The organism is Shewanella sp. ECSMB14101, from assembly GCF_000773485.1.
Taxonomy (GTDB): Bacteria; Pseudomonadota; Gammaproteobacteria; order Enterobacterales; family Shewanellaceae; genus Shewanella; species Shewanella marisflavi.
In genome coordinates, this window is sequence record NZ_JSFF01000003.1 from 126,315 (window position 1) to 145,949 (window position 19,635).

A 19,635-nucleotide genomic window follows, 5' to 3' on the forward strand; every position below is an offset into this window, starting at 1 on the left:
GTTTATTCTCCCGCCAGCGGCCTAAAGCGTCTAAGTTCTAATAACTTGTAGCCTGTGTACTGACCCATTAAGAGTACGGTCGCCAGGATAACCAAGTGAATACCCAGGAAGTTAAACACCCAGTGTTGAACCCAGCTAGCGCTCATGGCGAGATAGGCTAAAGTGGCCACAAACAAGCTGCCGCCGCCTTGTACCATGACCTCTTTTGCGCCTTCCTCTTCCCAGAGGATAGACATACGCTCGATGGTCCATGCCAGGATGATCATCGGGAAGAAGGTAATGGTTAAGCCTTCACTAAGGCCAAACTTGTAGGAGAGCAGGGTGAACAGGCCTATGATGCCGATCACTACTATGATGACCGCCGAGATCCGTGAGATCAGCAAGAGGTTGAGATCCGACAGGTAGGAGCGGATCATCAAGCCGAAGGCAACAATCAAGAGGAAGCCGATAAGTCCCGTCAGCAGCGTGGTTTGAATAAAGGCCAGGGCGATCAACACTGGCATAAAGGTACCAGAGGTCTTGATGCCTATGATCACACGTAAAAAGACCACCATGAGCACACCGATAGGGATCAGCAAAATACCTTTAAACAGACTCTGCTCTTCAAGCGGCAGCTGATAGAGGGAGAAGTCGAGGGCATCTTTATTCTTCAGCATGTCGATAGAGGTCGCCAGTGCGGAACGTGTGTCCTGCAGCATGGAGAAATTCACCTGAGAGTTAACACCACCAACCACATCTAAAGTGGATTTAGCGGTTCTGTCCCAGATAAGCAGATTGTCTGGACGTCCTTGGCTACCATCGGCTGGGTTAAAGATGATCCACTGGCCCTGATGGTACACTTCGACAAAAGTGGTCAGTTGCTGGCGACGGCGTTGATCTTCCAAAAACAGCCCGCTGACTTTCTTGGCTGGTATCCCTTTGCTGTTGAGCATTCTGATAAAGAGATCGGCGCGGGAGTTGGTGGTTAGCAACAGCTCCAGGTTCTGGCTGCGCTCGGTGGCATTAAAGCTTTTGTTGAGCTGCTGAGCGAACGAAAGGTTGGTGGCACTGCGTGACCAAATTTCATTCATTACCTGTTCCGCTGCCGCCTGTTCAGTAGCAGACCAGTTGTAGGCTTGCGGTGTAGCAGGTTCCTGTTCGGCCAGGACTTCATTCTTACCGGTTGGCACTAAGGTGACTTTATAGTAAAGATCTTGCTGACCTATTGCTTCACGGGTAGACCAAGTGACCTGGCGGCCATTGTTATCTTCGGTAGCCGAGAGGCCATAACCCGGTGAAGTAGCGTTTTCTGCCAAGATCTCAAACGCGGGATCTTTGGGGACTGAGAAGGTGACTTCAGCAGGCTGTCCTGTGCCCTGAAAACTGACCTTAGCGTCGACTGCCCAGCTCTGAACCTGCTCGCCCGGCAGGAAGGGTACATTATGCTCGATACCACGATAAACGCTTGCCGCAATACCAGCAATAAACAGTAGTGCGACTAAGATATAAAAAGGCTTTTTAGAGTGCATCAGGTTAATATCCTATTCTTATTTTACTGTATTTGATGGATTTTTCTTACCGTGCACAAAAGTCTGCCCCACATCTACCACGGCAATGTCTTGCATAAACTTACGACCCAGCAGGAGTTGGTAATCCAGGTGACTGCGATCGACTAAGTTGAGATCGGTTTCGGCCTTGTAGTTTCCAATCTGTAGATGAGCATGGATCACTGGACGTCTGTCATTCTCATCACCGTCTTGCTTGATGCGCACAAAACGCTCGACTTTTGATTCGAAGGTTTCTGCTGGCTTGTCTGCGCCTTGGGTAAATACATCAAAACGTACCCACTGCTTGCCATTACGTTCAAACAGTATGATGTTATGGGCATCAAGTGAGGAAGATTCGGCGCCAGTGTCAATACGGGTTTCAAATCCAGCTTTGATCTCATCAATATAGACGTGCTCTACCGCCCCTAAGATAAACTTATCCCCAATAGGCGACGGGTCACACTCCACTGGCACTTGAACCACTTGCTTTTCAGGTTGGCGCTTAACCTCCTCCAGCTGTTGGCTGAGGCCATCGAGTTGGGTTGAAAGTGAAGAGAGCACCACTTGTTGTGCGGTTTGATTAGCGTTGATTAAGGCCACTAGCTCGCTCTTTTGCTCGCTAAGGCTGGCATTGAAGGTGTCAATATCGACAGGCGCAGGTTGTTCTGGCGCTTGTGTTGCCGCGCATCCAACAAGACTTGTCACTAAAGCGAGGGTAGTTATCTGTTTTAACATAGTGTTTTCCATTTACTATTCTTTTAAATCAAATCTTTATTAGGCTGATTCTTGACGGCGATAAACGTAGCCCGCTTAGGCGCAGGATATCCCTCGACGGTCAGGCTGATGTCATTGGGATCCAAATAATCGACTAATGATTCGTTTGGCATCCATTCAGTGGTTCGCTGCTCTGCTAATGAGGTTACATCAATATCGACACAACGAACATCGACAAAGTCGGCTTTTTTGAGCCAGGCTTCTAATGCCTTGGCCGAAGGCAGGAACCAGACATTATTCATCTTGCCATAGCGTTCACCAGGCACAAGTACGGTGTTTTCATCGCCATCCACGACTAGCGTTTCCAGCACGAGCTCGCCGCCGGTTCTTAACTGATCCCTTAATTGAAACAGGTGATCTATAGGAGAGCGTCTATGATAAAGCACACCCATAGAAAACACGGTATCAAAGGCATCGAGCGGCGGTAACTGCTCAATGCCAAGGGGCAAGAGGTGCACGGGATGTTCAGTGCCGGCTAGTCGCTTTACTGCTTCAAATTGACACAAAAACAGCGGGGATGGGTCTATGCCGACCACACGCTTAGCGCCTTCTCCTAGCATGCGCCACATGTGGTAACCACTACCACAGCCGACATCGAGCACGGTTCTATTCTTTAAAGGTGAGATGTGAGGCTGTACGCGCTCCCATTTCCAATCTGAACGCCATTCGGTATCGATATGAATGCCATGAAGATCGAACGGGCCTTTACGCCATGGTGAAAAGAGCTTCAGCAGGTTTTTCAGTTTTTCCTGTTGCCCCTGGCTGAGTTGTTCGCCGCTGCCAACAGCTACCTTGGTGCTGAAATCTAGCTGATCTGGCGCAGGGTAGTGCAATTTGTTGAGCACTTTTTCCCATTTGGGCAGGTTGCCATGTTTATGCTCTCGCTGCCATTGGCCTAGGATCGCCGGAAGTTCCTCTAGCCAATGCTGGAGGTTTGAATCGGCGATTTGTTGATAAAAAGAGCTGAAGCTGATCACTTGATGGCCACCATAGAAGCAAAGTTAAAACATTGAAACCAGACACTGAAATGACTAAAACCCTGATCTGTCAGGCGCTGTTGGTGCTGCTCCAGCGTATCAGGTTTCATGACATGCTCAAGCGAGCTGCGTTTTTGACTGATCTCTAATTCGCTGTAGCCATTAGCCCTTTTAAAGTCCAGATGCAATTCGTCCAACAGATGCTGCACAGGCGCATCGTCGAACACTAGCTTTTCCGACAATACTAATATGCCACCGGGTTTGAGGCCGCGATAGATGTTAGCAATTAACGTCTGTCTGTCTTCTGGGGCGAGAAACTGCATGGTGAAGTTCAAAATCACCATAGAAGCGTTCTGGATATCGATGTCGCGAATGTCGGCGCAGACAAGGTCTACCGGGGTTTCGCTAACATAGGCGTTAAGGTGCTGCCTGCAGCGCTCGACCATAGATTCACTATTGTCCACGGCAATGATATGGCATCCTCGTCCTTCAATACGGCGGCGTACGCTAAGGGTGGCGGCGCCTAATGAGCAGCCTAAATCATAGATATTTGAATCGGGAGAGACGCACTTATCGGCAAAATCACCTAGGGTATTTATGATCTGTCCATATCCGGGAACAGAGCGGCGGATCATGTCGCTAAAGACACCAGCAACTCGATCATCGAATTGAAAGTCACTGATATGTTCACAGGCTTGTGCGTAAATAGTATCTTGTGTTGAGTTCATCAGAGTTTTTTGAGTAAATTCAATATTTCATTCTAGCTAATGATAACAGTTCGCAGCAAGTCTAGTACTGGAAATTGGGAATAAAATTCTGTCTAATATCCTAATAACAACATATATTTTACAGCGCCGTGACTTTGTCTTTCGCAACCAAGGAAAGAGGCCATTTTTTTAAACCCGAGTTGAGGTCCTTGTACCGGGTTAACTTAATTTTGAGTCAGGCACTGCTTAGTCGGTCAAGGCTTAAGCGCTTTTTTAAACGATACTGGGAATATTCTTTGACACTACTAATTCGCTTGATGTTTGCCGTCTCCCTGCTCCTCGGGTTTTATTCCATGGCCGAAGAGCGCCAAAAGCCGTTGATCTTGGTGTTTGGGGAGGACAGTTATCCCTATCAGTTTATCGATGAAAATGGTGATGCCAAAGGGGTCTTGGTGGATCTATGGCGGGAGTGGTCATCCCAGACTCAGGTGCCTGTTGTATTTGTCGCACGTCATTGGCAGGACTCCCTTACCCAGGTGGCCCAGGGAGATGCCGATATCCATATTGGCTTAGGGATCACTCAAGATCGTGAGCAGTATTTTGATTTCGCAGCGCCCATTGCTTATGTCAGCACCTATCTTTATGTGCGCAATAGTCTGAAAAACAAAAAGAGTTACGAAGATCTGTTACCTTACCGCATTGGTATCGTGAAGGGCTCTTCTCATGAGTCAATTTTGAGTCAACAGGTCAATGGGCTCAGTTATCGCTACTATAATAGCCGGGCCGATCTCATGCGCGGTGTAGTAGAGGGTGAGGTCGATGTGTTTGCGGGCATGGAAGGCTACCTTAAAGATAATGCGGTCAGCCGAGCAGTGCTCGAGGAGTTTCCTTTAGACAATCGCTTGTTAATTAAAAAAACCGCTTTGGTGCCCGCCGTAAGTAAAGGGCGTAGAGACCTGGTTACTCAGATAAATCGCGGCTTTGAGCGCTTAAGTCAGGCCAGCCGCACAGAGATAGACAAACGTTGGTTAGGCTTTAGCCAAGATAGCAATACTTTAGTGATTGCCACCACAACAGGCATTCAACCTTTTGCCGATACAGGTGGGGATGGCGAGCCCCATGGACTCTATATCGACATCTGGAAACTCTGGTCGAAAAAAACAGGGATTGCGGTAGAGTTTCGCCCGGCATCCATGGAGGACAGCCTGGATGAGCTCAAATATCTCAGGGCCGATATTCATGTGGGCTATCCTGAAAGCGATACTATGAAGACTAATTTGACTCGCGCCTGGAAAACCTATCAGGTCAAGAGTCGCATCTTTAGTCATGGGCGTCCGCTGACGAGTCTCGATGAGCTTAAGGGGAAACGGGTTGGCGCCGTGCCTACCGCTCCCTATCTGGATAAGCTCAAGCAGGCATTACCAGAATCTGAACTAAAGCTTTATATGAATGTGACCCAGATGATTGAGGCGGCGCAGCAGGGACACATAGCGGCTTTCGTGGCGGCATCAGCCTGGACCCAGCACTACTTACTACGAACCGATTCCTGGCCTGACTTTCATCAGTATCACCAGCTTGACTTTACCACAGACATTTATGCGTTAACGCGAAACGAAGATAAAGGCCTCGCCCAGCGCATCGCTGCGGGATTTAAGCTTATCAATCCAGCCGAATTGGCCGCGATTGAGAGTAAATGGATATTGGATAAAGAAGATCGCAGCTTTCACACTCTCCTCAGCTCAGTGACAATAACGCCGGCCCAGCGTCAATATTTACAAGGCTTGGGCACGCTTAAAGTGGGTTATCTTAGTGCCTGGGCACCGATGGAATACGCTAACGGGCGTGGTGAGTTTATGGGCATCAACAGTGAGATCACGACCTGGATTGCCGAGAAGCTTGGCATTGAGGTGCAACCCATTGCTTATGAACGCTGGAATAGTTTGGTCGATGCGCTAAAAAATGGCGAGGTAGATGTTGTTGGTAGCGTCGCCTACACGCCAGAGCGCGAGCGGGAATTGGCCTTTAGTAGTGCCTACTGGCCCTCACCCTGGGGCTTGGTGACTAACTTAAATCAGGTGACGGTATTCAATCTCAGTCAGATGAGTGGCAAACGCTTAGCGGTCGTCGAAGGCTATCAGCTTATCGCCAACCTGATGAATAAAGATCTCGGCATAGAGCTAGTGATCGTTCCCAATAGTCGCGCCGGGGTAGATGCGGTGGCACAAGGTAAGGCCGATGCCTTTATCGAGAAAGTGATCAACATGGCCATGGTGTTAAAGCAGGGCGACTACAAGGCATTAAAGATGTCCGTGTTGGCCGATTTTTCGCAGCAGCAAAGCCATTTTGCCTTTAATAAAAAATATAAAGAGCTGGTTCCTATGTGGGACCAGGCGATCGCCCAGTTAACCCCTGATCGACAACAGGCCATTTATCAGCATTGGGTAAAAGAGGATACAAGTCGCTGGCAGACGATGTTGAACTACCAAAATGGTTTCTATGCGTTGGCATTAGTGAGCTTTATTTTAATTGCTTATTTGCTATGGCGAGGACACCACAGCCGACAGATTCTCGCAAGAGAGCTGGCCTTTGAGATCTCGCAGGCGGGGCAGTTTGACGCCTTAACCGGTCTACCAAACCGTAGCTTGCTTGATGACAGATTGCAGCAATCAGTGTTGATGCACAGACGTGAGATGACGCCTTTTGCCGTGCTGTTTATCAGTTTTGACAATATGCCTGATATCAACCAGACCTACGGTCATAAGGTGGGTGATAGTGTTTTGGCGAAGGGGGCTCAGCAACTTAAAGCGGCAGTGCGTAAATCTGATACCTTGGCGCGTTTTGGTGGCAATGAATTTGTGATGGTGTTAAATCGCAGCAAAGACCTCGATACAGTGTGTCAGGTGGCCGATGGCATTATCGGTAGTTTTAGCGCGCCCTTTGCGATCAATGGTGTGAATGTGGCACTATCGGTCAGCATAGGCGTTGCTATGTTTCCAAACGATGGCGATACAGTGGTTGAGCTGCTTAAGACAGCCGATAAACTCATGTCCCGGGCGATGAAACAGGGTGGTCGCTGCTACCATAGCGCGTGATTTTGTTAAGCGAGCTCTGGTATTGATGGATATTTATCCAACCCAAAGGTTTACTTCATTTTAAGAAGATGAAGTTGTTTTGAAATCGGCAATATTTCACTATAATGCCGCTTTTGTCATGTATTGAATATCCTCAAGCAAGGCCTTGTGGATGAAAGGAAAGGGTTAGATGCGCAGTCATTATTGTGGAGACGTTAATCGTTCTCATGTTGGGGAAGAAGTTACTCTCGTAGGTTGGGTCAATCGTAGTCGCGATCTTGGCGGCGTTGTGTTTCTTGATCTACGTGACCGAGAAGGCGTGATTCAGGTTGTTTATGACCCTGATTTGCCAGAGGTATTCGATGTCGCCAGCACACTGCGCAGCGAGTTCTGTGTTCAGGTTAAGGGCCTTGTTCGTGCTCGCCCTGACAGCCAGATCAACGATCAGATGCGTACCGGAGAAATCGAGGTATTAGGTAAGGCGTTGACCATACTTAATAGCGCGCCGGCTTTGCCGATCAACATGGACAAAAATCAACACAATACAGAAGAGCAGCGCCTTAAATATCGCTATCTGGATCTGCGTCGCCCTGAGATGGCCGAGCGCATCATCTTCCGTTCTAAGGTCACCAGCGCCGTGCGTCGTTTCCTAGATGGCAATGGTTTCCTCGATATCGAAACGCCTATTTTGACCAAGGCGACGCCAGAAGGAGCAAGGGATTACCTGGTACCTAGCCGTACCTACAAGGGGCAGTTCTTCGCCTTGCCACAGTCGCCACAGTTGTTTAAGCAGCTGCTGATGATGTCAGGTTTTGATCGCTACTATCAGATCGTCAAATGTTTCCGTGATGAAGATTTGCGTGCCGACCGCCAGCCTGAATTTACTCAGATCGATATCGAAACCTCGTTCATGACCTCTGCAGAGGTGATGGATAAAACAGAAGAGATGGTTCGTGGTCTGTTTAAAGAGTTACTTAATGTCGAACTGGGTGAGTTTCCTAAGATGACCTTCGCCGAGGCGATGCGTCGTTACGGCTCTGACAAGCCTGATCTACGTAACCCGCTTGAACTTATCGATGTGGCTGACTTGGTCAAAGACGTTGACTTTAAAGTGTTCCAAGAGCCTGCAAATGACAGTGAAGGCCGTGTGGCCGTGCTGTGTGTGCCAGGCGGGGCCAGCCTGTCTCGTAAGCAGCTCGACGAATATGGCAAGTATGTCAACATTTATGGTGCCAAAGGGCTGGCATGGATGAAGGTCAACGAGCTGGAGAAAGGCCTGGAAGGCATTCAGTCGCCAGTGCTTAAGTTCCTGAGTGAAGAGGTGGTTAATGGTATCCTAGCGCGCACTGGTGCGGCTAATGGTGACCTTATCCTCTTTGGTGCGGACAAGGCAAACATAGTGGCAGAAGCCATGGGCGCACTGCGTCTGAAAGTAGGTGAAGATTTCAACCTGCTGCAAGGTGACTGGAAACCACTATGGGTGGTTGACTTCCCAATGTTCGAGCGCACCTCTGACGGCGGTCTGCACGCCATGCACCATCCGTTCACCGCGCCAAGTGGTATCTCACCTGCTGAGCTGGAAGCCAACCCAACGGCAGCAATTTCGGATGCCTATGACATGGTGCTTAACGGTTGCGAGCTGGGTGGTGGTTCGGTGCGTATTCACAACAGTGAAATGCAATCTGCCGTGTTCAGAATTCTGGGGATCAACGACGAGGAAGCTCAAGAGAAGTTTGGCTTCCTGCTTGAAGCGCTCAAGTATGGTACCCCGCCACATGCCGGTCTGGCATTTGGTCTGGATCGCATTGTGATGCTGATGACGGGCGCAAGCTCTATTCGTGACGTGATGGCCTTCCCTAAGACAACCACCGCGGCATGTCCTCTGACCAACGCGCCTGGATTTGCTAACCCAGTCCAGCTCGAGGAACTCGGCGTTAGCGTAGTCGAAGCGAAAAAAGAACAGGAATAACGCAATATTGAATCATTAAGCCGAGCACCTAGCTCGGCTTTTTCGAGGCATACTCGAATAAGGAGTCTTCTATGGCCGGTCACAGTAAATGGGCCAACATCAAACACCGCAAAGCAGCACAAGATGCCAAACGCGGTAAACTCTTCACCAAATTTATTCGCGAACTCACCGTCGCAGCGCGGGAAGGTGGTTCAGATCCCGAATCAAACCCCAGACTCAGAGCCGCTATCGATAAGGCGCTGTCAAACAATATGACCCGTGATACGGTCGAGCGCGCCATTAAGCGCGGCGCCGGTGAGTTAGATGGTCAGGTGCTGGAAACCATCATGTATGAAGGTTATGGTCCAGGTGGCACAGCCGTTATGGTGGAAACCATGACAGACAACCGTAACCGCACCGTATCTGGTGTGCGTAATGCTTTCAGCAAGTCCGGTGGTAACCTGGGCACCGACGGTTCGGTTGCCTATCTGTTCGAGAAGCGCGGTGTGATCTCTTATGCTGAAGGCAGCGATGAAGACACCATCATGGATGCGGCGCTCGATGCTGGCGCAGAAGATGTCGTAACCAATGATGATACCTCTATCGATGTCTACACAACACCAGACGCTTTCGGGGCGGTAAAAGATGCACTGGATGCGACAGGCTTAGCATCGGTCAACGCTGAAGTGACCATGGTGCCTTCGACTAAGGCGGAGCTCGACGCGGCGACGGCGCCAAAGTTTCTACGCCTTATCGATAACCTTGAAGATCATGATGATGTCCAAGAGGTCTATCATAATGCCGAGATCTCTGATGAGATCTTAGCCACCCTAGAATAGGCTATTTATGCCGATCATTTTGGGGGTAGATCCTGGTTCGCGGATCACGGGGTATGGGGTGATCCAGTGCCAGGGTAGGCAGCAAGTTTATCTTGGCAGTGGTTGTATTCGCACCCAATCGGATGATCTGCCATCGCGTCTTAAGATTATTTTTGATGGCATCAGCGAGATCATCCGCCAATATCAGCCCGATGAGTTTGCTATCGAGCGGGTATTTTTGGCCAAAAACGCCGATTCGGCGCTCAAGCTGGGTCAGGCCCGAGGTGCGGCTATCGTTGCCGCCACCAATGCAGACCTACCTGTTGCCGAATATTCGGCGACTCAGATTAAAAATGCCGTAGTCGGCACTGGCCGGGCGCAGAAGAGTCAGGTACAGCACATGGTGCAGCAGATCCTCAAGTTGCCCGCAGCGCCTCAGGCCGATGCGGCCGATGCCCTGGGCGTTGCTCTGTGCCATTTCCATACATATCAGAGTCTTATTGCCTTGGGCGGTAAGGCCAGCGCGAGAACATACGGAAGATATAGATGATAGGTCGTTTACGGGGATTATTAGTCGAAAAGCAGGCACCAGAAGTGCTTATCGAAGTATCTGGTGTTGGGTACGAGGTGCAGATGCCCTTAACCTGCTTCTACGAACTGCCTGAGTTAAATCAGGAGGCGGTGATCTACACCCACTTTGTGGTGCGTGAAGACGCCCAACTGCTTTACGGCTTCATGAGCAAGCAGGAAAGAGCCCTGTTTAGGTTATTGATCAAGACCAATGGCGTCGGCCCTAAACTGGCCCTGACGATTTTGTCTGGCATGAACGCCGCCGAGTTCGTTAAGTGTGTCGAGCACGATGATATCGCCACCTTGGTGAAATTACCTGGTGTGGGTAAGAAAACCGCTGAGCGCTTATTGGTAGAGATGCGCGATAAGTTAAAGAGTCTGATGGAAGCGTCCCACGGATCCGAGCGTGAGTTTGTGCTCCAGTCTAATTACACGCCAGCGCCTGTGGTTAACAGTGCAGAAGAAGATGCCATCTCGGCGCTATTGGCGTTAGGATATAAGCCAGCACAAGCCAGTAAGGCGGTCTCCAGTGTCTTCAAGGAAGGCATGGACTCGGAAACACTGATCAAGGCGTCGCTCAAGTCGATGCTTTAGCCCCAAAGTGAGAATTAAATGATAGAAGCCGATAGGTTAGTTCATGCTCAGCCCCAGGGGATAGAGGAGCGTGATGAGCAGATAGACAGGGCGATGCGCCCTAAGTTGCTCGATGAATACACGGGGCAAGACGATACCCGTGCTCAGCTCAAGGTATTTATTGAGGCGGCGCAGAAACGGGGTGAAGCCTTAGATCATATGTTGATCTATGGTCCACCCGGTTTAGGGAAGACCACCCTGGCGATGATTGTCGCCAACGAGATGGGGGTCAACATCAAGTCGACCTCTGGTCCAGTGCTTGAGAAAGCTGGAGATCTCGCGGCGCTGCTGACTAATCTTGAGGCGGGCGATGTACTCTTTATTGATGAGATCCACAGATTAAGCCCTGTAGTGGAAGAGATCCTCTATCCGGCGATGGAAGATTATCAGCTGGATATCATGATAGGTGAGGGACCGGCTGCCCGCTCTATCAAGCTCGAATTACCTCCCTTTACTCTTATCGGTGCCACCACCAGGGCCGGGGCCTTAACCTCGCCGCTTAGAGCCAGATTTGGCATACCGCTAAGACTCGAGTTTTATAACGTTAAAGATCTCAGCAGTATCGTGACGCGCTCAGCGAGGGTACTTGAACTGCCAATCGACCAAGAAGGCGCTGTGGAAGTGGCACGCCGCTCGCGGGGAACACCCCGTATTGCCAACCGTCTGCTTAGACGGGTGCGTGACTACGCCGAGGTGAAGCATGATGGTGAGGTTAATAAGGCGGTTGCCGAGAGTGCTTTGGACATGCTGGATGTGGATGTTGAGGGCTTTGACTATATGGACCGTAAATTACTGCTGGCCATTATCGATAAGTTTATGGGGGGCCCCGTCGGTTTAGATAACCTGGCGGCGGCGATTGGCGAGGAGCGTGAGACCATCGAAGACGTACTCGAACCCTTCCTGATCCAGCAGGGCTTCATTCAACGAACGCCAAGGGGACGTATCGCTACGGCGAGAGCCTATCAGCATTTTAATCTGATTAAGCCTGAATAAGCATTCTTACCTTTAAGAGAAACGGCGCGGCATTTGTCCGCGCTTTTTTGTGGGAAAAAGGTAGACACACCTTATCTTTGGGTTCTTCACTATTTTCTTAGTTTGTACAGAACACTTGCTAGGCCATTTTGTATCACGCGTTAAGCATTCGTTTTCTTAAATTTCGTTTTTTCATTTGCATAAGGTTACTAGGGCGATAGCTTAGTAACTTATTGATACGTTATTTGTCTTAATTTAAATTTATTGTAAATATGGTATCTTGTGTTAATAAATTTAAACTTTACTTAAAGACTTAATCATAATGAAACGCGTTTTATCATTGTGGGTCTTCTATATACCTAAGTCACTTTAAATGAATTTAACTCAGTGTTTTAGATGTACTTAAAATACACAGTTGAATCTACATAATCTGACATTTTTACCCTCAATGTAAAATATTGTTACTAAGCTTGGTTAGTGATCTTTTTGGCATGTTTATTTATCAGGCTAGCTTGTCGAATGAAATGTTAACAGCGGTGCTTTCATGTGCCAATAGCGTGACTCACCTAAATTTAAACAGCTGTTTAGATGCCGTTTGTGTGACGGTGATCACACTTATGGTATTTGTGTGCGTTGTATTTGTGTTGCGCCTGTCGCGGTTTAAATCACTGGCTAATGAGCTTAAATCTAGTTAATTACGCTAGGTGAATGCTTATTCGCTCTGGTTGAGAAAAATTGGAACGTCCTTTGTTACTTAATAAACACCATGAATTAACGTTTATTTTTCATTGGTTAAATATTTGGTGGATTGACGCTTTTATGGCGACAAGACAGTATCGAATCGAGCGTTGAATAAATAAAAGAACGGCGCCGAATAAAAATATTGAATCAGGGAGAATATTTACATGATAAAAACAAGCAGATTAGCTGCAGCAGTTAAATATAGTTTAATTGCTTCAGTATCAACCAGTGGATTTATTGTTAGCAATAATGTGGTTGCTGCCGAAGAAAGCGCCTCTTTCGAACGTATTGCCGTGACAGGTTCGCGCATTCAACGTCAGGATATGGAAACAGCCTCGCCCGTTACCGTTATTGATGCCAGTGCGATCCGCGCCGAAGGCTACAACTCGGTTGACGAGATCCTGCAAGCTCAACCAGCCATGGCGGGTATGGCTGCAGGCTCTACGACCAACAATGGTGCCGATGGTGTTGCCCAGGTAGACCTGCGTGGTATGGGCGCTAGCCGTACCTTGGTACTGTTAAATGGTCGCCGTATGGTTAACTCTGGTTCGGGTGCTGATAGCGCCGTGGACTTAAACACCATTCCAGTTGCCATGATTGCCCGTGTTGAGATCTTAAAAGATGGTGCCTCGGCGGTTTATGGTTCTGATGCCATTGCTGGTGTAGTGAACATCATCACCAAGAAAGACTTCGAAGGTTTCCAGCTCGATATTAACGGCGGCGCAACCGACAAGGGTGATGGTGAAAACGCCGAGATCAGTGCGCTATACGGTTTTAATACCGATGGTGGTAACTATACCTTTGGTGTGGCTTACTCAGATCGTGGTGGCGTCATGCAAAGAGATCGCGATTGGGTAGAGAAGGGGTCTAGTAGCTATATTCCTACAGGTACTTTAGGCGGTAAGGTACAAGATGAAAACGGTAACTGGGTCGATCGCACCGAAGGTTACGACTATACCCAGGACAGCTGGCTACAGACACCCAACGAGCGTTACAGCTTCTTTGCTAATGCCACCCAAGAGTTTGCAAATGACATCGTCTTTACCGGTGACATTCTTTATACCAAGCGTAAATCTGAGCAGATGATGGCGGCTCAGCCAGCTTCTGTAATGCTAGATGTATGTACACCTAGCTCAACAGGTAACTGCATTACCTTAACTGATGCCATGCTTGCTGGTGGAATTACGCCAGACGATCAGGACCGCGTTGAGTACCGTAGAAGAACCAATGATGCGGGTAATCGTATCTATGAGCAAGACACTGATACCCTGCGTGTCTCAGCAGGCTTAGCCGGCGAGTTGGATGTTCACACGGGTATTCAGTGGGATGTGGCTTACACCTATGGTAAGAACAAGGCGAAAACTTGGGTACACAACTCAATCAACGCTAAAAACATGGCCCAGTCTGTTTATGATAACCAGGATGCTTGGTTTAGCGGCGACCCACTGTCACAAGATATCATCAATGACATTAGCTACTTAGAAAATACAACAGGCGGTAACGAGCAGCATATCGTTTCAGGTGTGATCAGCGGTGAAGCGTTTGATTTGGATGCGGGCCCAGTGGCTTACGCGATCGGCGCAGAATATCGTCACGACAGCGGTTACTACAATCCAGATGCAGTGATTGTTGCTGGTGAAGGTACCGCTGCTCAGCAAGATCCAACTGACGGTAGCTACAGCGTCTTCTCTGTTTATCAAGAGGTAAGTGTACCTTTTACCGACAAGCTGACAGGTGAATTTGCTCTGCGTTTCGATGATTATTCAACCTTTGGTAATGCGTCGACCTGGAAGATAGGTTTAACCTATGAAGCCACAGATGATTTGATGCTAAGGGCTGTTGCTGCTACTGGCTTCCGTGCACCTAACGTCAGTGAATTGTTTGGCGGTAACGTAGGCTCTTTCGATTACCTGGATGATCCTTGGGGTAACGAGCAAGATCCACAGATCCTGGTGAACTACACCTCAGATCCCGATCTGAAGGCAGAATCATCAGAGTCTTACACTGCGGGTCTTGTTTACTCTCCTAGCTATATCGATGGTATGTCACTGACGTTGGATTACTGGCGTTTCAAGATCACCGATGCTATCTCGCGTCTGGACGTTCAGGCGGGCCTTAACGCCTGTCATGGTGGCGATACCTCAGCTTGTGAGACCTTTGGCATCACGCCAGATGGAAATCTTGAGAACCTGACCAACCCGCTGACTAACGTGGGTTATCAAGACACCAGCGGCGTCGACTTTAACCTGGCTTATCGTTTCGAAGGCTTAGGTTTAGATTGGAGCATTAGCAACGACTTGACCTACCTGGTTAAATTTGAACAGGATGCTATCGATTACACAGGCACTATCGGCGGCATGTTTGGTGGTTACGCTAAGGTGAAGAATAACTTCAGCGTGAAAGCCGGACAGGGTGACTGGAGCCTAATGTACTCTAACCGTTATATCGGCGAGATGGATGATATCAACTATGGTGATACCATTGATTCAATCTTGTACCACAATATCTCGGGTATGTACCACATCAACGATAGCATTACGGCTAGCCTAGGTCTGAAGAACTTCACCGATGAGAAGCCTATGATGGTTGCAAGTGGTAACGAAGCAGGTACCGTACCAGAGGTTTACGACACAATCGGTCGTCAAATCTATGGTGGAATCACTGTTAAGTTCTAATCGATAGACTGAATGTAAAAAGCGCCCTAGGGCGCTTTTTTTATGCTTAGCTTATCGTGTTAGCCTAAGCCTTGCTGGGCTGATTTCATCTGAATGAATTCAATCTTATAACCGTCAGGATCTTCGACAAAGGCGATCTCTGTGGTACCACCGGCAACAGGTCCAGGTTGGCGTGTCACCTTGCCGCCAGCGGCTTCGATGGCCGCGCAGCGGCTATAGATATCGGCTTCGCCAATGGCCAGGTGGCCAAAGCCTGTACCGAGATCATACTTGTCTGTATCCCAGTTGTAGGTTAATTCGACCACGCCTGCACCACTAGACTCTTCATCGAAACCAACAAAGGCCAAGGTGTAACGGTATTCAGGGTTTTCCGACTTGCGCAGCAGTTTCATGCCTAAAACTTCGGTGTAAAAATGTATGCTACGATCAAGATCACCGACTCTTAGCATAGTGTGTAAAAGTTGTGCCATAACGTCCTCGGTTTAGGATTAGTGTCGGTGACAAGTATACCTTTTTTACCTGTTATTGAAATGCAGTAACGGCAGAGAGTTGCCTTAGCTTAAACGGTTAAATTTACACTATTAGCTTGATGGGTTTGTACGGTTTTTAGGGTGATACATGGGTTGATCAGGGTCACATAATTCAGGGATATGGCTGGTGTTCACCCCTGTGCCTGAGATAATGCAGTCCCCGTCATTAAAGGAGTTGTCGATGCCAAGCGAATTGAAAATGGCCTTAGGTCTAACGGTTACCATAGCCATCTTTTTATCTATTTTCTTTGTTTGTATGTTTTAAGTGTAAAAAAGCCGCGAAAGCGGCTTTTTTGTGGCTTACTCGTCAGCATAGACTTTCTGTTTAAATTGCCATTATATTTACCAAAAACCATTGAACTGCATCGACTTTAAAATCTTTCTGGGCCATCTTTAAACATCTTTTGCTCTAGCTGAACCCCATTTTTGCCCAGGGCAAACTTAGTGCGGTTGGTGATTATAGGAATCGATTTCACCACGGGATTTTTTAGGTAACTTTGCGTCATTAGGTAAGGTTGAAATGTGCAGTGAGAGGTGAGTGATCCATTTCGTCATTGAGTTGACCTCATATTTAATGTAACGATTACTCTTTAACTCATCGCCTTTCGGTACTGAATAAGGGACTGAAAGATGGAACAGACTTTTTTGACAAAAACTATAGGTTGCATCACGCCATTCATAGCGGCTTTGATGATGGTAAGTTGCACTCATTCCGTTTTAGACAATACCGATGAGTTACCCGTCGCTTACAATGGATACACAGGGCATTATAAAGGCTTTTCACTTGTTTTAGATGAACGATTCGATAAATTTAACTCGGAGATATGGTCAAAGGGCGATGGCGCCGTCGGCAGTGAGTCTGTGTGTCGATTTCAGCCTCAAGGTGTGGACGTCTCTAATGGACAATTAAATCTGATCATTGAGAAAGAATATGTCGCCAGTAGTTGGTCTGAAGACCATCAGATGATGAAGCCTGCTTATGATTACAGTTGTGGTGAGCTGAGAACGCGTTCTAACAAACAGATCAAATATGGACGCTTCGAAACCAGAATGAAAGCACCTAATCGAGCAGTGGCTTCGGGCTATATTTCTTCTTTTTTCACCTATACCCATGAGGGTGAGCCTAAAGAGTGGGAAGAAATAGATGTTGAGTTAGAAGGTGGGCGTCCTGATAAGTTTCAAGCTAATTTAATTTATGGCCTTGACGCCGCTAACTGGTTGGAAACCCGGCAGTGGGGCGCATGGGAAGATAAAATTAACATCGCCCCCGCAGATGAATGGCGAGTGTATGCTATCGAGTGGACGCCCTCAGCGATCAAATGGTTTGTAGACGGAAAAGTTTATAAGGTACTGTCGTTAAAGGATTTAGCGTGTAAACCTGTATGCCAGAATGAACAAAAGTTTCCGACGCCAATACCCGATAATCTAACACAATTGATGATGAATTTTTGGATCCCAAATGACGATATTCAAGCAGTGTTCGGTGGTAATAAAAAGCGCAATATTTACCCAATGAAAGCCAGTTATGACTGGGTGAGAATTTACCAGTTAGACGAGTATCCGCTAGCGCACTGGAAAATCTCCCCATCAAAATGACTCTAGTGTAGTCGTTCACCAATTGACATAAGGTTCATTGATGATTTGTTTAAGCGTGGATAGAGCCTGTCTCACGCTAAAAAGTAATATATAAAATCAAGTTGTTAAAGCTGGCTAGTTAGTCAGCTTTATCTTTAAATTCGCATAAATCTTCAATAATACAGGCGCCGCACCTAGGTTTACGAGCGGTGCATATATAGCGGCCATGAAGGATAAACCAGTGGTGCACATCTACCTTAAATTCGGCTGGGACCACCTTTAACATCTTCTGCTCAACCTGATCCACATTTTTGCCCATGGCAAATTTGGTGCGGTTGGCGACACGAAAAATATGGGTGTCCACGGCGATAGTCGGCCAACCAAAAGCTGTGTTTAATACCACGTTGGCAGTTTTTCGGCCCACACCCGGTAATGCCTCGAGCGCCTCTCTGTTTTCAGGTACTTCACCGTTATACTTTTCAATCAAGATCTCGCACGCCTTGATGACGTTAATCGCCTTGTTGTTGTACAGGCCTATGGTCTTAATATATTGCTTTAGACCTTCGACACCGAGATCATAGATAGCCTGGGCCGTATTAGCCACGGGAAACAGTTTATCGGTAGCTTTGTTGACACTAACATCCGTGGCCTGTGCCGACAGGGTGACGGCAACCAAGAGCTCAAAAGGGGATGAGAAGTTAAGTTCTGTTTCTGGTTTTGGATTATTGTCGCGAAGAATCTCCAGTATTTTTATTCGCTTCTCTTTATTCATGACTTAACTCACCTTAGTGATACGGGCACGGGTGACGGCAGGTGCGGCTTCGGCTGCGGGTTTGCGTGCCTCGAGCTGCTTGTCGATCAGGTTTTTGATGGCGATCAGAAACCCCATGGCGATGAAGGCGCCTGGCGGCAGCATGGCCAATAGGAAGTTGGTATCCACCTGCCAAAGATGTATTGTGAGCCCTTTTGCCCAATCGCCTAATAAGAGATCGGCACCGTCAAACAGAGTGCCTTGGCCCAAGATTTCACGACAAGCGCCAAGTGCCATTAACACTAAGGTAAAGCCAATCCCCATCATTAAACCGTCAAACGCAGCCTTAACAACGTTATTACGCGACGCAAAGGCCTCGGCGCGGCCGATAATCACGCAGTTGGTGACGATAAGTGGTAAGAAGATCCCTAGTGATAGATAAAGGCCATAGGCATAGGCGTTGATCAACAACTGCACACAGGTCACCAGCGCGGCAATGATCATGACAAATACCGGGATACGGATCTCTTTCGGGACAAACTCTCTCACCAGAGAGACAAGCACGTTTGAGCCAACCAGCACCACTAAGGTTGCCAAACCAAGGCCAATGGCGTTAGTTAAGGTAGCGGTAACCGCCAGCAGAGGGCAAAGCCCCAAGAGTTGTACTAAGCCAGGATTGTTTTTCCACAGTCCTTGCCAAGCGATATCGCGATAGTTACTCATAGTTGACCTCACAATTGGCTGGACGACTCAACAGGGTCTGTTTATTAGTGTTGAAGTAGAGCAGGGTACGTCGCATCGCGCCAACATAGGCTCTGGGGGTAATGGTGGCACCGGTAAATTGATCAAACTGACCACCATCCTTTTTCACTGCCCAGCGTTTGTCTTGATCATCTTGAAGGCTTTGACCGTTAAAGCCAAATACCCAAGGGGACTTTCGCAGCTCGATCTTATCGCCAAGACCCGGCGTCTCGTTGTGATTAAGGGTACGCACCCCTAGCACTTCACCTTTTGCATCGATGGCGACGATCAGCTTGATCTGGCCATTATAGCCATCGGGCGCGACCGTTTCGATGGCGATGGCCACTGGCTCACCTTGGTTACTGGCGATATAGGCTGGCAGTGGTTCCTCGACGCCTAAAGCCGCTGCGTCCTGAATAAGAATGCAGTGCTCGATCAACGCATTGTCATGCATATCATCTGGGATGATCTGATGCAGGGTGCGCATCAACTCAAGATCTTCCTGCTGCTTAATACGCTCAAAGGTAAACTGGTTGACTAAGGCCACCAGTGCGGTGCACAGCAGGGCAAACAGACCGAGCAGAGTAGCATTTTTGACTATAGAACGTTTCACTTCATACTCCTGC

16 protein-coding genes are annotated in these 19,635 nt (G+C 48.2%); 8 read left to right on the plus strand and 8 right to left on the minus strand.

All coding sequences use genetic code 11. The annotated features are described in order from the left end of the window. Nucleotides 1-2: 2 nt before the first annotated feature. From NY07_RS04190 to cmoA, 4 genes are read right to left on the minus strand one after another with little or no spacing between them, the layout of a single operon-like run. Nucleotides 3-1,508: a UUP1 family membrane protein gene (locus NY07_RS04190; protein WP_033538099.1), complete on the minus strand. Its 1,506-nt coding sequence runs from the start codon at nt 1,506-1,508 to the stop codon at nt 3-5. An 18-nt stretch (nt 1,509-1,526) separates the two neighbouring features. Then, the gene (locus tag NY07_RS04195; protein ID WP_033538226.1) at nt 1,527-2,261 is read right to left on the minus strand and encodes an ATP-dependent zinc protease family protein; all 735 of its coding nucleotides are present in this window, start codon (nt 2,259-2,261) and stop codon (nt 1,527-1,529) included. Between the two features lie 23 nt (nt 2,262-2,284). Continuing rightward, the gene (gene cmoB, locus NY07_RS04200; RefSeq protein WP_033538100.1) at nt 2,285-3,277 is read right to left on the minus strand and encodes a tRNA 5-methoxyuridine(34)/uridine 5-oxyacetic acid(34) synthase CmoB; all 993 of its coding nucleotides are present in this window, start codon (nt 3,275-3,277) and stop codon (nt 2,285-2,287) included. Next, nucleotides 3,274-4,005: a carboxy-S-adenosyl-L-methionine synthase CmoA gene (gene cmoA, locus NY07_RS04205; RefSeq protein ID WP_033538101.1), complete on the minus strand. Its 732-nt coding sequence runs from the start codon at nt 4,003-4,005 to the stop codon at nt 3,274-3,276. The genes cmoB and cmoA overlap by 4 nt, the downstream gene beginning before the upstream one ends. 275 nt (nt 4,006-4,280) lie before the next feature. Here cmoA and NY07_RS04210 point away from each other — a divergent pair, with 275 nt between their 5' ends. From NY07_RS04210 to NY07_RS04240, 7 genes are all read left to right on the plus strand, one after another. Further along, the gene (locus NY07_RS04210) at nt 4,281-7,076 is read left to right on the plus strand and encodes a transporter substrate-binding domain-containing protein (protein ID WP_235363892.1); all 2,796 of its coding nucleotides are present in this window, start codon (nt 4,281-4,283) and stop codon (nt 7,074-7,076) included. A gap of 169 nt (nt 7,077-7,245) precedes the next feature. Then, nucleotides 7,246-9,024, plus strand: a complete 1,779-nt coding sequence (aspS, locus tag NY07_RS04215; protein ID WP_033538103.1) for an aspartate--tRNA ligase — start codon at nt 7,246-7,248, stop codon at nt 9,022-9,024. A gap of 71 nt (nt 9,025-9,095) precedes the next feature. Further along, nucleotides 9,096-9,842, plus strand: a complete 747-nt coding sequence (locus NY07_RS04220; RefSeq protein WP_033538104.1) for a YebC/PmpR family DNA-binding transcriptional regulator — start codon at nt 9,096-9,098, stop codon at nt 9,840-9,842. Nucleotides 9,843-9,849: 7 nt separating this feature from the next. Continuing rightward, a complete protein-coding gene (gene ruvC, locus NY07_RS04225) occupies nt 9,850-10,371 on the plus strand; it encodes a crossover junction endodeoxyribonuclease RuvC (protein ID WP_033538105.1) in 522 nt (173 codons plus the stop codon). Next, nucleotides 10,368-10,985 carry a Holliday junction branch migration protein RuvA gene (gene ruvA, locus NY07_RS04230; protein WP_033538106.1) on the plus strand — a complete coding sequence of 206 codons (618 nt, stop codon included), beginning with the start codon at nt 10,368-10,370 and terminating at the stop codon, nt 10,983-10,985. Before ruvC ends, ruvA begins: the two co-directional genes overlap by 4 nt. Nucleotides 10,986-11,003: 18 nt before the next feature. Next, nucleotides 11,004-12,017, plus strand: coding sequence for a Holliday junction branch migration DNA helicase RuvB (ruvB, locus tag NY07_RS04235; protein ID WP_033538107.1), 1,014 nt, complete (start codon nt 11,004-11,006; stop codon nt 12,015-12,017). 884 nt (nt 12,018-12,901) lie between these two features. After that, the gene (locus tag NY07_RS04240) at nt 12,902-15,412 is read left to right on the plus strand and encodes a TonB-dependent receptor plug domain-containing protein (protein WP_033538108.1); all 2,511 of its coding nucleotides are present in this window, start codon (nt 12,902-12,904) and stop codon (nt 15,410-15,412) included. A 59-nt stretch (nt 15,413-15,471) separates the two neighbouring features. Here the strand turns inward: NY07_RS04240 and gloA are convergent, their stop codons facing one another. Beyond that, nucleotides 15,472-15,882 carry a lactoylglutathione lyase gene (gene gloA, locus NY07_RS04245; RefSeq protein ID WP_033538109.1) on the minus strand — a complete coding sequence of 137 codons (411 nt, stop codon included), beginning with the start codon at nt 15,880-15,882 and terminating at the stop codon, nt 15,472-15,474. 690 nt (nt 15,883-16,572) lie between these two features. Between gloA and NY07_RS04250 the strand changes: the two genes are divergently transcribed. Continuing rightward, nucleotides 16,573-17,538, plus strand: a complete 966-nt coding sequence (locus tag NY07_RS04250; protein ID WP_033538110.1) for a glycoside hydrolase family 16 protein — start codon at nt 16,573-16,575, stop codon at nt 17,536-17,538. Between the two features lie 118 nt (nt 17,539-17,656). On the opposite strand, the gene nth is transcribed toward NY07_RS04250, so the two are convergent. Genes nth through rsxG form a run of 3 tightly spaced genes read right to left on the minus strand, consistent with a single transcriptional unit; the run spans nt 17,657 to nt 19,622 of the window. Continuing rightward, a complete protein-coding gene (nth, locus tag NY07_RS04255; RefSeq protein ID WP_033538111.1) occupies nt 17,657-18,289 on the minus strand; it encodes an endonuclease III in 633 nt (210 codons plus the stop codon). A gap of 3 nt (nt 18,290-18,292) precedes the next feature. Next, nucleotides 18,293-18,991 (minus strand): electron transport complex subunit E, encoded by a 699-nt coding sequence (locus NY07_RS04260; protein WP_033538112.1) that lies wholly within the window; start codon nt 18,989-18,991, stop codon nt 18,293-18,295. Further along, nucleotides 18,984-19,622, minus strand: coding sequence for an electron transport complex subunit RsxG (rsxG, locus tag NY07_RS04265; RefSeq protein ID WP_140946889.1), 639 nt, complete (start codon nt 19,620-19,622; stop codon nt 18,984-18,986). Before rsxG ends, NY07_RS04260 begins: the two co-directional genes overlap by 8 nt. Nucleotides 19,623-19,635: the final 13 nt, after the last annotated feature.

Coding starts and splice junctions, on each gene's coding strand:
- NY07_RS04190 (WP_033538099.1), bottom strand. CDS start 1,508: ATGCACTCTAAAAAGCCTTTTTATATCTTAGTCGCACTACTGTTTATT.
- NY07_RS04195 (WP_033538226.1), bottom strand. CDS start 2,261: ATGTTAAAACAGATAACTACCCTCGCTTTAGTGACAAGTCTTGTTGGA.
- cmoA (WP_033538101.1), bottom strand. CDS start 4,005: ATGAACTCAACACAAGATACTATTTACGCACAAGCCTGTGAACATATC.
- aspS (WP_033538103.1), top strand. CDS start 7,246: ATGCGCAGTCATTATTGTGGAGACGTTAATCGTTCTCATGTTGGGGAA.
- NY07_RS04220 (WP_033538104.1), top strand. CDS start 9,096: ATGGCCGGTCACAGTAAATGGGCCAACATCAAACACCGCAAAGCAGCA.
- ruvC (WP_033538105.1), top strand. CDS start 9,850: ATGCCGATCATTTTGGGGGTAGATCCTGGTTCGCGGATCACGGGGTAT.
- ruvA (WP_033538106.1), top strand. CDS start 10,368: ATGATAGGTCGTTTACGGGGATTATTAGTCGAAAAGCAGGCACCAGAA.
- ruvB (WP_033538107.1), top strand. CDS start 11,004: ATGATAGAAGCCGATAGGTTAGTTCATGCTCAGCCCCAGGGGATAGAG.
- NY07_RS04240 (WP_033538108.1), top strand. CDS start 12,902: ATGATAAAAACAAGCAGATTAGCTGCAGCAGTTAAATATAGTTTAATT.
- gloA (WP_033538109.1), bottom strand. CDS start 15,882: ATGGCACAACTTTTACACACTATGCTAAGAGTCGGTGATCTTGATCGT.
- NY07_RS04250 (WP_033538110.1), top strand. CDS start 16,573: ATGGAACAGACTTTTTTGACAAAAACTATAGGTTGCATCACGCCATTC.
- nth (WP_033538111.1), bottom strand. CDS start 18,289: ATGAATAAAGAGAAGCGAATAAAAATACTGGAGATTCTTCGCGACAAT.
- NY07_RS04260 (WP_033538112.1), bottom strand. CDS start 18,991: ATGAGTAACTATCGCGATATCGCTTGGCAAGGACTGTGGAAAAACAAT.